12 protein-coding genes are annotated in these 13,274 nt (G+C 68.4%); 1 reads left to right on the top strand and 11 read right to left on the bottom strand.

Annotation, left to right across the window (positions count from 1 at the left end; translation table 11 throughout):
• Positions 1-62: 62 nt before the first annotated feature.
• The 11 genes from AC1DRO_RS00680 to pyrR all read right to left on the bottom strand — a co-directional run bounded on the left by AC1DRO_RS00680 (position 63) and on the right by pyrR (position 11,860).
• Positions 63-1,367, bottom strand: a complete 1,305-nt coding sequence (locus tag AC1DRO_RS00680; protein ID WP_476949418.1) for a bifunctional phosphopantothenoylcysteine decarboxylase/phosphopantothenate synthase — start codon at positions 1,365-1,367, stop codon at positions 63-65.
• A 51-nt stretch (positions 1,368-1,418) separates the two neighbouring features.
• Positions 1,419-1,679, bottom strand: a complete 261-nt coding sequence (rpoZ, locus tag AC1DRO_RS00675) for a DNA-directed RNA polymerase subunit omega (protein WP_018773134.1) — start codon at positions 1,677-1,679, stop codon at positions 1,419-1,421.
• Between the two features lie 39 nt (positions 1,680-1,718).
• Complete coding sequence (gene gmk / locus AC1DRO_RS00670) at positions 1,719-2,291, bottom strand: guanylate kinase (RefSeq protein ID WP_028276459.1); 573 nt, start codon at positions 2,289-2,291, stop codon at positions 1,719-1,721.
• A gap of 40 nt (positions 2,292-2,331) precedes the next feature.
• Positions 2,332-2,649, bottom strand: a complete 318-nt coding sequence (gene mihF, locus AC1DRO_RS00665; RefSeq protein ID WP_028276460.1) for an integration host factor, actinobacterial type — start codon at positions 2,647-2,649, stop codon at positions 2,332-2,334.
• A gap of 189 nt (positions 2,650-2,838) precedes the next feature.
• Positions 2,839-3,705: an orotidine-5'-phosphate decarboxylase gene (gene pyrF, locus AC1DRO_RS00660; RefSeq protein ID WP_476949417.1), complete on the bottom strand. Its 867-nt coding sequence runs from the start codon at positions 3,703-3,705 to the stop codon at positions 2,839-2,841.
• Positions 3,698-6,997, bottom strand: a complete 3,300-nt coding sequence (gene carB, locus AC1DRO_RS00655) for a carbamoyl-phosphate synthase large subunit (RefSeq protein ID WP_476949416.1) — start codon at positions 6,995-6,997, stop codon at positions 3,698-3,700. Before carB ends, pyrF begins: the two co-directional genes overlap by 8 nt.
• A complete protein-coding gene (carA, locus tag AC1DRO_RS00650) occupies positions 6,997-8,208 on the bottom strand; it encodes a glutamine-hydrolyzing carbamoyl-phosphate synthase small subunit (protein WP_476949415.1) in 1,212 nt (403 codons plus the stop codon). The genes carB and carA overlap by 1 nt, the downstream gene beginning before the upstream one ends.
• 67 nt (positions 8,209-8,275) lie before the next feature.
• The gene (locus AC1DRO_RS00645) at positions 8,276-8,797 is read right to left on the bottom strand and encodes a PH-like domain-containing protein (RefSeq protein WP_243177376.1); all 522 of its coding nucleotides are present in this window, start codon (positions 8,795-8,797) and stop codon (positions 8,276-8,278) included.
• Positions 8,794-10,182 (bottom strand): dihydroorotase, encoded by a 1,389-nt coding sequence (locus AC1DRO_RS00640; RefSeq protein WP_476857077.1) that lies wholly within the window; start codon positions 10,180-10,182, stop codon positions 8,794-8,796. The genes AC1DRO_RS00645 and AC1DRO_RS00640 overlap by 4 nt, the downstream gene beginning before the upstream one ends.
• Positions 10,182-11,252 carry an aspartate carbamoyltransferase catalytic subunit gene (locus AC1DRO_RS00635; RefSeq protein ID WP_223916685.1) on the bottom strand — a complete coding sequence of 357 codons (1,071 nt, stop codon included), beginning with the start codon at positions 11,250-11,252 and terminating at the stop codon, positions 10,182-10,184. Before AC1DRO_RS00635 ends, AC1DRO_RS00640 begins: the two co-directional genes overlap by 1 nt.
• Positions 11,249-11,860: a bifunctional pyr operon transcriptional regulator/uracil phosphoribosyltransferase PyrR gene (gene pyrR, locus AC1DRO_RS00630; RefSeq protein WP_476949414.1), complete on the bottom strand. Its 612-nt coding sequence runs from the start codon at positions 11,858-11,860 to the stop codon at positions 11,249-11,251. Before pyrR ends, AC1DRO_RS00635 begins: the two co-directional genes overlap by 4 nt.
• A 136-nt stretch (positions 11,861-11,996) precedes the next feature.
• On the opposite strand from pyrR, the gene AC1DRO_RS00625 reads away from it, so the two are divergent.
• Positions 11,997-13,271 carry a PrsW family intramembrane metalloprotease gene (locus AC1DRO_RS00625; RefSeq protein WP_476949413.1) on the top strand — a complete coding sequence of 425 codons (1,275 nt, stop codon included), beginning with the start codon at positions 11,997-11,999 and terminating at the stop codon, positions 13,269-13,271.
• Positions 13,272-13,274: the final 3 nt, after the last annotated feature.

The following is a 13,274-nucleotide window of genomic DNA, read 5'->3' as shown; positions in this document are numbered from 1 at the left end:
GTTGGATAACGGACGTCCGGCGGCGTGTGTCCCCGTGCTAAGGAGATGTTGGTTACGCCGGGCTACGCCGGCGGTACAGCCCGGCTCAGCTCGGCGCTGATCCGGTCGATCACGGCAGCCGCGACGTCGGATTTGGAACCCGACGCCTCTTGGGGTTCGGAGCCGTCACGGGAAAGGATGACTACTGTGTTCGTGTCCTCGCCAAAGACCAGGTCCCGGCCCACCTGGTTGACGACCAGCAGGTCGCAGGCTTTCCGGTGCAGCTTGGCCCGGGCATAGTCCAGGACATCGCCGTCGGCATCGCCCGTCTCGGCGGCGAAGCCGACGATCAGCTGATTCCGGGACGCGGCGTCGCGGACTTCGACGAGTTCGCGCAGGATGTCGGGGTTGCGCACCAGGTTGATCACGGGATCGGCGACGTCGTCGCGCTTCTTGATCTTGGTCCCGGCGACGTCCGCCGGCCGGAAGTCCGCGACCGCGGCAGCCATGATGACGACGTCGGAGTCGGCGGCCGCGTGCAGCGCCGCCTCCCGCAGTTCCAGGGCAGTTTCGACCGGGACGAGTTCGACGCCGGCGGGCGCCGGGACTTCCATGTGGGCGGCCAGGAGGCGGACGCGGGCGCCGGCTGCGCGGGCGGCCGCGGCCAGGGCCACGCCCTGCTTGCCGGAGGAGCGGTTGCCGAGGAACCGCACGGGGTCCAGCGGTTCCCGGGTGCCGCCGGCACTGATGGTCACCGTCAGTCCGGCCAACGGCGTAAGCGCCGCTGCCGGCGCGGCAGCCAGGGCAGTGGTCACGTCCGGATCAACGGCCGGCATCGCCTCAGAAGCGGCGGCTGCGCCGGCGCCGGCGAGGGCCATGGCGGCGGTGAAGATCGCCTCGGGCTCGGGCAGGCGGCCGGGCCCGGAGTCGGCGCCGGTCAGCCGCCCGCTCGCGGGTTCCAGCACCGTGACGCCGCGGCTGCGCAGGGTTTCGACGTTGGCTTCGGTGGCGGGGTGTTGCCACATTTCGGTGTGCATGGCCGGGGCCATGAGCACCGGACAGTCGCCGGCCATCAGCAGGGTATTGGTGAGGAGGTCATCGGCCTGGCCGCTGGCCGCACGGGCCAGGAGATCGGCCGTGGCCGGGGCCACGACGATCAGTTCGGCCTCGTGGCCGAGCCGGACATGGTTGACCGTGTGGACGGCGTCGAACACGCTGTTGCTCACCGGGTGCCCGGACAGGGCCTCCCACGTGGCGACGCCGACGAAGCGGGTGGCCGCCTCGGTGGGGATGACCGTGACGTCATGCCCGGCTTCAGTAAAAAGCCGGAGGAGCGATGCCACCTTGTAGGCGGCAATCCCTCCCCCGACTCCGAGGACTATGCGCACGTGATCTCCGTCAGCAGGCAGTCTGTTTACTTGGCTCTTCCCGCGGGGGAATTACTCTGCGGTTTCGATCGGCGTGGAGACGAGCTTGCCTTCGTTGATCTCGCGCAGGGCGATCGACAGGGACTTCTCGTTCAGCTTGGTGTCGACCAGAGGGCCAACGTACTCAAACAGGCCCTCATGCAGCTGGGCGTAGTACGCGTTGATCTGGCGTGCGCGCTTGGCACCAAAAATCACCAGTCCGTACTTCGAGTCGGCGGCCTTCAGCAGCTCGTCGATCGGCGGGTTGATGATGCCTTCAAGGTTCGTGGACACGAATTCTCCAAATTCTAACGGGCCGGTACGTCCCGGCGCCTAGCGCGGGTTCGGGGTCAGCCCCATGAGTGAAACAAGCTCGTCCGCTGCCCGACGAACGTCATCATTGATGACGGTGTGGTCGAACTCCGGTTCAGCGGCAAGTTCTAGTTTAGCGGTTTCCAGCCTCTGCTGCTGTTCTTCGGCGCTTTCCGTGCCGCGGCCAACCAGCCGGCGGACCATTTCGTCCCAGCTCGGGGGCGCCAGGAACACAAACTGGGCATCCGGGACGGCCTGCTTGACCTGCCGGGCGCCCTGCAGATCGATCTCCAGCAGCACCGAGCGGCCCTCGGCGATGGCGGCGTCAACCGTGCTGCGCAGCGTGCCGTAGCGGTTCCGGCCGTGGACGACGGCCCACTCCAGCAGTTCGCCGTTTTCGACCAGGGAATCGAATTCCTCGGCCGATTTGAAGAAGTAGTGGATCCCGTCCTGCTCCCCCGGCCGCGGCGGGCGCGTGGTGGCCGACACGGAGAGCCAGACGCCGGGGTAGTTGTCCCGGATGTAGGTGGACACGGTGCCTTTGCCAACAGCCGTCGGGCCGGCGAGGACTGTCAGTCCCGGTTTCTTGCTCACATATTCCTTTGGGCGGTGGTGGGCAGCTCGGCGGACCGGGCTACTTGTCGTCAATAAAATCTACCAGCGCCCGGCGCTGGTGGATTCCCAGGCCGCGGACCCGTCGGGATTGTGCGATGCCGAGTTGGTCCATGATGGCCGCCGCCCGGACCCGGCCGATCCCGGGCAGGGCCTCGAGCAGCTCCACGATTCTCATGCGGGCAATGGCGTCGTCGGATTCGCCGGCACTGATGACATTGGCGATGGTCAGCTCGCCCGTCTTGAGCCGCTCCTTTGCCTCGGCCCTGGTGGCCCTTGCGGCAGCGGCCTTGCGAAGGGCGTCGGAACGCTCCTGAGGAGTGAGTGGTCTCAAACTCACGGAAGGCCTCCCTGCATGGCGGGACGGGGCACTCATGCCCTTGCCCCGAACCTACGCTCAGGCGGCGGCAGAAATCAATGGAAATCTGCGCGGCGGCCGGTTCGGGATCGGGAAGAGCGCAATCCCGAACGGAACAGCCCCTGGCCCGGGTCCGGCAGCTCCGGTCCCGGGCCGGCGAGGCGGCTGCCGCTAGGCCTCGAGGAGTTCGTCGAGGGTGCGCCGCGCGGCATCCCGGAGGGACTGCAGCTGCGGTCCGGCGCCGAGGATGTCCCGGCTCGAGGTGCCCAGGACCTGGGGATAGGCCGCACCGAACGTGCGGCGCAGGTCCGCGGCGGTGGCGCCCTGCGCGCCCAGCCCGGGGGCCAGGATGGGCCCGCGGACCGCCGCCAGATCGAGATCCAGTGCGGAGAGGGCCGAGCCCACTGTCGCACCGACCACCAGTCCCACGGAACCGAGCGAACCGTCATAGCGGCGGTTCTCCACCGCGGCAGCTTCCGTGATCCGCCGCGCGACGGAATCGGCCCCGCCGACGTGCTGGACCGAGGCGCCCTCCGGGTTCGAGGTCAACGCGAGGACGAACACCCCGCGCCCGGTCTCGGCCGCCAGGTCCAGGGCGGGCCGGAGCGACTCAAAGCCCAGATACGGGCTCAACGTCACCGAATCCGCGGCCAGGGCCGAGCCGTCCCGCAGCCAGGCATCCGCGTAGGCGGCCATGGTGGAGCCGATGTCGCCGCGTTTGGCGTCCGCGATGGTCAGCACGGACGCTTCTGCCGCCGCGGCCAGGGTGCGTTCGAGCACGGCGATTCCAGCCGATCCTTGACGCTCGTACAGGGCCACCTGCGGTTTCACCGCGGCAGCGAGGGAGCCCACGGCCTCCAGGACGGTCAGCGAGAAGCGTTCCAGCCCGGCGGCGTCGTCAGTGAGCCCCCAGCGCTGCAGCAGCGCCGGGTGCGGGTCGATGCCGACGCACAGCGGGCCGCGGTCCGCCATGGCCCGCCCCAGCCGGGAGCCGAAGGTCTCCCGGCCGGCCGCCGGGGCGGTGGATGCCTCAGGCATCCTGGAGCGCCTTCAGGTTCGCGGCGTGTTCCTGCAGGCTCGTGACCGACCATTCGTAGGTGCGCAGCGCCTCGATGGCCTGGACGGCGGCGTTGAACTCGGCCACGGTGGTGATGCACGGGATCCCGATCGACGTCGCGGCGGCACGGAGTTCGTAGCCGTCGCTGCGGGCCTCGCCGCCGGAGGGGGTGTTGAAGACCATGTCGATCTCGCCGGCGATGATGAGGTCGGCGATGGTGCCTTCGCCTTCGGCGCTGGAGCCTTCGGCGACTTTCCGGACCGGGGTGGCCTGGATCCCGTTGCGGCGCAGCACGTCGGCCGTGCCGCCGGTGGAGACGATCTCGAAGCCGAGGTCCGAAAGCCGCTTGACGCCCATGATGACCGAGCGCTTGTCCCGGTTCGCCACCGAGACGAAGATCTTGCCCTCGGTGGGCAGCGCGTTGTTCGCGGCCGCCTGGCTCTTGGCGAAGGCCGTGTCGAAGTGCTTGTCGATGCCCATGACCTCGCCCGTGGAGCGCATTTCCGGGCCGAGCAGGGAGTCGACCACCTTGCCCTCGGGGGTGCGGAAGCGGCTGAACGGCAGCACGGCTTCCTTGACCGAGACCGGCGCGTCCAGCGGCAGGGAGGAGCCGTCGCCGGTCTCCGGCAGCATCTTGTAGGCGCTGCGGAGCTGGTTGATGGTGACGCCGGTGCCGATCAGGGCCGCGGCCTTCGCCATCTGCACACCGGTGGCCTTGGACACGAACGGGACGGTGCGGGACGCGCGCGGGTTGGCTTCGAGGACGTAGAGCACGTCGGAGGCCAGGGCGAACTGGATGTTGATCAGGCCGCGGACGCCCACGCCCTCGGCGATCGCCAAAGTGGCGGTCCGCACCCGTTCCAGCACGTTGCCGCCCAGGGTGATGGGCGGCAGGACGCAGGCCGAGTCGCCGGAGTGGATGCCGGCCTCCTCGATGTGTTCCATGATGCCGCCGAGGTACATCTCTGTGCCGTCGTAGAGGGCGTCGACGTCGATCTCGACGGCGTCCTCGAGGAAGCGGTCAATCAGCACAGGGTGGTCGGGGGTGATCTCGGTGGCGTTGGCAATGTAGCGGGAGAGGTTGGGCTCGTCGTAGACGATCTCCATGCCGCGTCCGCCGAGGACGTAGGAGGGCCGGACCAGGACCGGGTAGCCGATCTCGTCGGCGATCTTCTTGGCGTCCTCGAAGGACACGGCGGTGCCGTTCTTCGGCGAGACGAGCCCGGCCTTGTCGAGGACGCGGGAGAAGGCGCCGCGGTGTTCGGCGAGGTCGATTGCCTCCGGCGAGGTGCCGAGGATCGGCACGCCGGCGTCGGCGAGCTGCTGGGCGAGCTTGAGCGGGGTCTGGCCGCCGAGCTGGACGAAGACGCCCATGACCCCGCCGGTGCGCTCCTCGGCCGCGATGACCTCGAGGACGTCCTCCAGGGTGAGCGGCTCGAAGTAGAGCCGGGTGGAAACGTCGTAGTCCGTGGAGACGGTTTCCGGGTTGCAGTTGACCATCACGGTCTCGTAGCCGGCCTTGCGCAGCGCCATCGAGGCGTGCACGCAGGAGTAGTCGAACTCGATGCCCTGGCCGATCCGGTTGGGGCCGGACCCGAGGATGATGATGGACGGCTTGGCGTGCAGCGCAACCTCGTCCTCCTCGTCATAGGAGGAGTAGTGGTACGGGGTGTAGGCGGCGAACTCGGCCGCGCAGGTGTCCACGGTCTTGTAGACGGGACGGATGCCCAGGGCCTGCCGGACCCCGCGGACGACGTCCTCGGAGTTATGGGTCAGCGCACCGATCTGTTCGTCGGAGAAGCCGTGGCGCTTGGCGCGGGTCAGCATCTCCGGCGTCAGCGCCGCGGCCTGGCGGATTTCGAGCGAGATCTCGTTCAGCAGCTGGAGCTGGTCCAGGTACCAGGGGTCGATCTTGGTCGCCTCGAAGAGCTGTTCCACGGTGGCGCCGCCGAGCATGGCGCGCTGCACCTGGTGCAGGCGCTCGGTGGTGGGACGCTTGGCCTTCTCGATCAGCTCCGCGACTTCCCATTCCGGGACGTGGCTGAAGTCCAGCTGGGAGCCCTTCTGCTCCAGGGAGCGCAGGGCCTTCTGCAGCGCCTCGGTGAAGTTCCGGCCCATGGCCATGGCCTCGCCCACCGACTTCATGGTGGTGGTCAGGGTGGGGTCCGCGGCCGGGAACTTCTCGAAAGCGAAGCGCGGGACCTTCACCACCACGTAGTCCAGGGTCGGTTCGAAGGACGCCGGGGTCTTCTGGGTGATGTCGTTCGGGATCTCGTCCAGGGTGTAGCCAAGGGACAGCTTCGTGGCGATCTTGGCGATCGCGAAGCCGGTGGCCTTGGACGCGAGGGCGGAGGAACGGGAGACGCGGGGGTTCATTTCAATCACGACGACGCGCCCGGTGTCCGGCTCGACGGCGAACTGGATGTTGCAGCCGCCGGTGTCGACGCCGACCTCACGGATGACCGCGATGGAGATGTCGCGCAGCCGCTGGTATTCGCGGTCCGTCAGGGTCAGCGCCGGGGCGACGGTGATCGAGTCGCCGGTGTGCACGCCGACCGGGTCGAAGTTCTCGATGGAACAGACCACCACGACGTTGTCGTTCTTGTCCCGCATCATCTCGAGCTCGTACTCCTTCCAGCCGAGGATGCTCTCTTCGAGCAGCACCTCGGACGTGGGGCTGTACTGCAGGCCCTGGCCGACAATCCGGCGCAGGTCCCCCTCGTCGTAGGCCAGTCCGGAGCCCAGGCCGCCCATCGTGAAGGAGGGCCGGACAACCATGGGGTAACCGAGGTCACCGGCCGCGGCGAGTGCCTCGTCCATGGTGTGGATGATGTGGCTGCGGGCCGACTCAGCGCCGCAGCGCTCGACGACGCCCTTGAACTTCTCGCGGTCCTCGCCCAGCTCAATCGCGGCGATATTGGCGCCGATCAGCTCGACGTTGTACTTCTCCAGGACGCCGTTCTTATCCAGCGCGATGGCCGTGTTGAGGGCCGTCTGGCCGCCGAGGGTCGGCAGGAGCGCGTCGGGGCGTTCCTTGGCGATGATTTTCTCCACCACTTCGGGGGTGATCGGCTCGATGTAGGTCGCGTCCGCGAACTCGGGGTCCGTCATGATGGTGGCCGGGTTGGAGTTGACGAGGATGACCCGCAGGCCTTCCTCCTTGAGGACGCGCAGCGCCTGGGTGCCGGAGTAATCGAATTCGGCCGCCTGGCCGATCACGATCGGGCCGGACCCGATGACCATGACGCTCTTGAGGTCAGTTCTCTTGGGCATTACTTCGTGTCCTCAGTCTTGGAATCGGTGGCAGTCTTTGTGCCGGTCTCTGTCTTTGAAGAAGCGTCCGCCATCAGCTCGATGAAGCGGTCGAAGAGGTAGGCGGCGTCGTGCGGGCCGGCGGCCGCTTCGGGGTGGTACTGCACGGAGAAGGCCGGAATGTCGAGGCAGGACAGTCCTTCGACGACGTCGTCGTTGAGGCTCACGTGGCTGACCTCGACGCGGCCGAAGCGCTCCTCGGGGGCCTGGGTGGCGCCGTTGAGCGGGGCGTCGACGGCGAAGCCGTGGTTCTGCGAAGTGATTTCGACCTTGCCGGTGCGGCGGTCCATCACGGGCTGGTTCAGGCCGCGGTGGCCGTAGCGGAGCTTGTAGGTGCCGAACCCGAGGGCCCGGCCGAGGATCTGGTTGCCGAAGCAGATGCCGAAGTACGGGATCTTCTCATCAAGCACGGAGCGCAGCAGCGCCACCTGGTTGTCCGCGGTGGCGGGGTCGCCGGGGCCGTTGGACATGAAAAAGCCGTCCGGGTTGACGGCCTGGACGTCGGCGAGGGTTGCCGTGGCAGGCAGCACGTGCACCCGGACCCCGCGCTCGGCGAACCGGACCGGGGTCATGCGCTTGATGCCTAAGTCGATAGCGGCAATGCTGAACCGCGGCTCGCCGTCCCAGCCGAAGTCCTTGGGCTCCACCGTGTAGGCGGCGTCCACGCTGACTTCCTCGGCGAGCCGTGAGCCTTCCATCGGCGCGCTGGCCAGGACGGCGCCGGTCAGTTCCTTGTCCGTGGCGCGGGCGGCGTCGCCGGAGAAGATGCCGGCGCGCATGGTCTTGTGTTCGCGCAGGTGGCGGGTGATGGCGCGGGTGTCGACGCCCTGGATGCCGACGATCCCCTGCTCGACGAGCTCGTCGTCGAGGGGACGTTCGGAACGCCAGTTGGAGGGCCGGCGCGCGGCGTCGCGGACGATGTAGCCGGCCACCCAGATGCGGCGGGACTCGGCGTCGTCGGTGTTGACGCCGGTGTTGCCAATGTGCGGCGCGGTCTGGACCACGAGCTGGCGAGCGTAGGAGGGGTCGGTGATGGTCTCCTGGTAGCCGGTCATGCCGGTCGCGAAGACTGCCTCGCCGAGGGCCGTTCCGGTGGCGCCGTAGCTGGTGCCGCGGAAAATCCGGCCGTCCTCGAGCACGAGAACTGCGGGGGTGGATGCTGCTGCTGTCACTGTTTTTTCTGTCACTGTCTCTTCTGACACTGTTTTCTCTGACACTTCGTTGGATTCCGTCACGTCGTTACTTTCCACTATCGGCTTCTGCCTGAGGGGCTGCGGAGATCAAATCTTGGAGGGTGGTGAGGAGCACGGCTTTGTCCTCGGCGCGGCGCGTCCGGTAGCCGGTGTCGAGTTCGTGGGAACCGAGCATCCAGCTGAGCACCAGCAGGCCGTCCTTTTCCACGAACTTTCCGGCCATGCCGCTTTCCTGCCGCACACCGGTCAGGCGTCCGGCCGGGATGAACACCGGGCCGGCGCCGGCGCGCTCGAACAGCACGCCTTCGGGGTGCACGGAGAGCTTGGCGTTGGTGCGGATGCCCAGATTGTGTACGGCGATCCGGTCCAGCCAGTCGCCGGCGGTGGTGGAGGCGACGTACTGGCCGTCGGCGGCGGCCAGCGGAGCGCCGAGTTCGGCGGGAACCTCGGGGAGGGGCTCGACGTCGGACTGGCGGCGCAGGCGGTTACGCCAGCCGACGGCGATGAGGGCAAGCGCGACGCCGATCAGGACGAGCGTGAAGAGCAGGGAGAGGTCCTTGACACTCACGGGCGGCGGCCCGCCGGTCCTGCGTCGAGCGCTTCGGCCGGCCACCGGTACGGGGTGTTGAGTTTTCCGTCGAGAACGGTCGGGTGGCCCTTGAAGAACGTCGCCACTACCTTCCCCGGCAGTTCCCGGCCGGCAAACGGAGAGTTACGGCCCATGGTTGCCATCTTAGAAGGGTCCACGGTCCAGCGCGCAGCCGGGTCCACGAGTATGACGTTGGCAGGCTCCCCGGCCTCGAGCGGGCGGCCCTGGTCCTGGACCCGGCCGATGGCGGCCGGCGCCGTGGAGGTCACGCGGGCAAAATCCTCCCAGCCCATCAGGCCTGTTTCGATCATGGTGTGCTGGACCACGGAGAGCGCGGTTTCCAGCCCGGTCATGCCCATGGCCGCCTGCGCCCACTCGCATTCTTTGTGTTCGCTCGGGTGCGGGGCGTGGTCGGTGCCGACGACGTCGATCGTGCCGTCGGCCAGGGCGGCCCGGAGGGCCTGGACATCGGCGTCCGTGCGCAGCGGCGGGTTGACCTTGTAGACGGGGTCGTAGCTGCGGGCGAGCTCATCCGTGAGCCAGAGGTGGTGCGGGGTGACCTCGGCCGTGACGTTGACGCCGCGGGACTTGGCCCAGCGGATGATCTCCACGGACCCGGCCGTGGAGACGTGGCAGACGTGCAGGCGGGACCCGACGTGCTGGGCCAGCAGCACGTCCCGGGCGATAATGCTCTCTTCGGCGACGGCCGGCCAGCCGGCCAGGCCGAGGACGGCGGAGACCTCGCCCTCGTTCATCTGGGCGCCGGCGGTGAGGCGGGGTTCCTGCGCGTGCTGGGCCACGACGCCGTCGAATGCCTTGACGTATTCGAGCGCGCGGCGCATCAGCACCGGATCGTGGACGCAGATGCCGTCGTCGGAGAACACCCGCACGTGGGCGCGGGAGTCGGCCATGGCGCCGAGCTCGGCGAGCTGCTCCCCCGCGAGGCCCACGGTGACTGCTCCCACCGGGCGGACGTCCACCCAGCCGGCGGTCCGGCCAAGGGTGAGGACTTGCTCCACGACGCCGGCGGTGTCCGCCACCGGGGTGCTGTTGGCCATGGCGTGCACGGCCGTGTAGCCGCCCAGGGCGGCGGCCCGGGTGCCGGTTTCGACGGTTTCGGCGTCTTCGCGGCCGGGTTCGCGCAGGTGGGTGTGGATGTCCACCATGCCCGGGAGCGCGACGAGGCCCGCGGCGTCAATTACTGTTGCGTCCCGCACCCCGGCGCCGTCGGCGTCCAGCTGACGGCCGCGGGCGGCGATCACGCCGTCCCGGATCAGGAGGTCCTCGGCTGCTCCGCCCAGGATCGAGGCCCCCCGGATGAGGTAGGCGCCGCTGTTGTCTGCGTTCTGGTGCTGATCGGCCATCAGTGGCTCTCCTGGTGGGAATAAGTGAGGTTCGGAATGGCGGCGTGCGCCGCGGACGCGGCCGCAGAGGCAGAGGCGGCGGCAGAAACTGGTGCGGCGGCCGGCTCGCGGTTCTCCCCGGACAGCAGCAGGTACAGTGCCGCCATCCGGACCGAGACGCCGTTGCGTACCTGCGCGAGCACGGTGGAGCGGGGCGAGTCGGCCGCGGCCGCGGAGATTTCCAGGCCGCGGTTCATGGGACCGGGGTGCATGATGATGGTGTCCTTGAGCCCCAGGCTGTCGAGGGCGCGGAGCCGGTTGTCGTCGAAGCCCCAGCGCCGCGAATATTCGCGGGTGGTGGGGAAGAAGGAGGCATTCATCCGTTCGCCCTGGACACGGAGCATCATCATGGCGTCCACGCCCTGCGCGAGGGTCTCGTCGAGGTCGAAGCTGACGGCGCACGGCCATTTTTCGACGCCGATGGGGAGCAGCGTGGGCGGCGCGACGAGGGTGACCTCGGCGCCGAGGGTGCGCAGCAGCCAGACGTTGGAGCGGGCAACGCGCGAGTGCAGGACGTCACCGGCGATGGCGACGCGCATGCCTTTGAGGTCGGCGCCGGCCGACGGCGTGCCGGCCAGCTTCGACCAGTGCCGGCGCATCGTGAACGCGTCCAGCAGCGCCTGGGTGGGGTGTTCGTGGGTGCCGTCGCCGGCGTTGATGACGGCGGCGTCGATCCAGTCGGTCGCGGCGAGCCGGTGCGGGGCACCGGAGGCCCAGTGCCGGATGACCACGGCGTCGGCGCCCATCGCGGCGAGGGTCTGGGCGGTGTCCTTCAGCGACTCGCCCTTGGAGACGGACGAGCCCTTCGCGGCGAAGTTGATGACGTCGGCGGAGAGCCGCTTGGCGGCGGCTTCGAAGGAGATCCGGGTACGGGTGGAGTCCTCGAAGAAGAGGTTGACCACGGTGCGTCCCCGCAGGGCTGGGAGCTTTTTGACCTCGCGCTCCCCCACCGCAGCCATTTCCTCGGCGGTGTCAAGGATGCGGATGGCGTTGTGCAGGCTCAGGTCTTCGGTGGAGAGCAGGTGCCTCATGCGGTGGCCTCGATGACGACTTCATTTACGGGGGCGCCGTCGGGGGTGCCGTCCACGGAGTCGGTTTCCTCGAGCCGGACCCGGACCTTCTCCGATGAGGAGGTAGGCAGGTTCTTGCCGACATGGTCGGCGCGGATGGGCAATTCCCGGTGGCCGCGGTCGATCAGCACGGCGAGGCGGACAATCCGCGGCCGTCCGAGGTCGATGATGGCGTCCAGTGCTGCCCGGATGGTGCGCCCGGAATAGAGGACGTCGTCGATCAGCACCACAACTTTGTTGTCGATGCCGGTGCGCGGCAGCTGGGTGGGGTACGGCGGCCTGGTGGGCTGGTGCGAGAGGTCGTCGCGGAACATCGTGACGTCGAGTTGACCGACAATGGCGGCGGCGTCCACGGTGGGATCCGCGGCGGCGATCTTGGCGGCGAGGCGGACGGCGAGGGGATAGCCCCGGCGCGGGATGCCCAGCAGGACGAGGTCCTGGGAGCCCTTGTTGGCCTCAAGAATTTCATGGGCGATACGAGTGAGCGCGCGGTCGATGTCAGCCTGGTTGAGGACAACCCGGGTGAGCACCACCTGCGCCGGACCCGGTGCTGAAGGCACGGAAGTCAAAGCTCGTCTCCCCTTTCCCCGCCTCACGGGACGGAATTAAAAAAGGATTATTTGCTCTTTCAAATTACCACAACGGCACTGCCGCCCCGTCGCTGCCGGAATGCGTTTAACCTCACACCGACATAGGCTCGGTTCCATGACGATGAACGGACCGCGGCCGGGGCATGAGCACCCCGGCGGCCCGCGCCAGGGGCCGTTGCCCCGGCAGGCCAACCCGACGTGGCTGGGGCGGGTCCAGCCAGCGAATTACCAGCGGGCCCCGGCCAACGACGGCGGGCAGTTGCAGCCGGCACTGCCTCCCGCCGGGCCGGCGGGAGGCAGCCCGCGCTGGAAGAACGGCCGCGGTTCCGGCGTTTTTGGCCTCGTGATGGCCGGCGGATTCCTCGCGGTCCTCTGCCTCTTCCTGGTGGTGCCCTTCGTGCTGGAAAGGACCGGAATCACCGGCTTTGCCATTGGTTTCGTGGCCTCGCTGGTTCCCCTGGGGACCGTGTTGCTGACGGTGCGCTTCATCGACCGGTGGGAACCCGAGCCGAAACCCCTGCTGCTTTTCGCGTTTGCCTGGGGAGCCGTCGTCTCGATCGCGGTGACGATGCTGATCCAGCCCTATTTCTCACTGATGGCCGGGCCTGCCTCGGGACTGGACTATACGACGTTCGCCGTGACGGTCCAGGCGCCGGTGGTGGAGGAATTCGCCAAGTCCCTGGGGCTGCTGTTGCTCGTGCTCTTTGCCCCGAAACACTTCAACGGACCGGTCGACGGTGTGGTGTTCGCCGTCACGATCGCGGCGGGCTTCGCGTTCACCGAGAACATCCTCTACTTCGGCCGCGCCATCGCCGAATCCAGCGACCCCGGCACGGACCTCGCGGTGGTCTTCTTTCTCCGCGGGGTCCTCTCACCCTTCGCCCACGCCATTTTCACGGGTACGACCGGTCTGGTGATGGGTTTCGCCGCCGGCCGCGGGAACACCGGGCTGTCCGTGCTGGCGTTCTTCGCCGGCCTCGTCCCCGCGATGCTGCTGCACAGCGCCTGGAACAGCATGGGCAGGGACTTCCTGGGCCGATACGTGATGGTGCAGGTGCCGATCTTCCTGTTGGCGGTGCTGGTGATCGTGCTGCTGCGGGTGGCTGAGCGCAGGCTCACCCGTCAGCGGCTAACGGAATACGCGGCCGCGGGCTGGTTTACCGCGGCCGAGGTCGACATGCTGGCCACCGCCGCCGGCCGCCGTTCCGCGCTGCGCTGGGCCAGGTCCACGGGGCGGGGCGTGCAGATGAAGGCGCTGCTTGATGCCGCCACCCAGCTCGCCCTCACCCGGCAACGGATTCTCGGCGGCCGGGACGTGCCGGCACATCAGCGCGATGAGCACCAGCAGCTCGCCGAGATCGCTGCGCTCCGGGCCGCCGTCATCGGCTAGGGA

Source organism: Arthrobacter sp. P4_F11 (assembly GCF_056401395.1).
Note: the sequence above shows the minus strand (reverse complement) of the source record. Positions and strands in the feature narration are given on the sequence as shown.

Coding starts and splice junctions, on each gene's coding strand:
- AC1DRO_RS00625 (WP_476949413.1), top strand. CDS start 11,997: ATGACGATGAACGGACCGCGGCCGGGGCATGAGCACCCCGGCGGCCCG.
- carB (WP_476949416.1), bottom strand. CDS start 6,997: ATGCCCAAGAGAACTGACCTCAAGAGCGTCATGGTCATCGGGTCCGGC.
- AC1DRO_RS00635 (WP_223916685.1), bottom strand. CDS start 11,252: ATGAGGCACCTGCTCTCCACCGAAGACCTGAGCCTGCACAACGCCATC.
- pyrF (WP_476949417.1), bottom strand. CDS start 3,705: ATGCCTGAGGCATCCACCGCCCCGGCGGCCGGCCGGGAGACCTTCGGC.
- AC1DRO_RS00640 (WP_476857077.1), bottom strand. CDS start 10,182: ATGGCCGATCAGCACCAGAACGCAGACAACAGCGGCGCCTACCTCATC.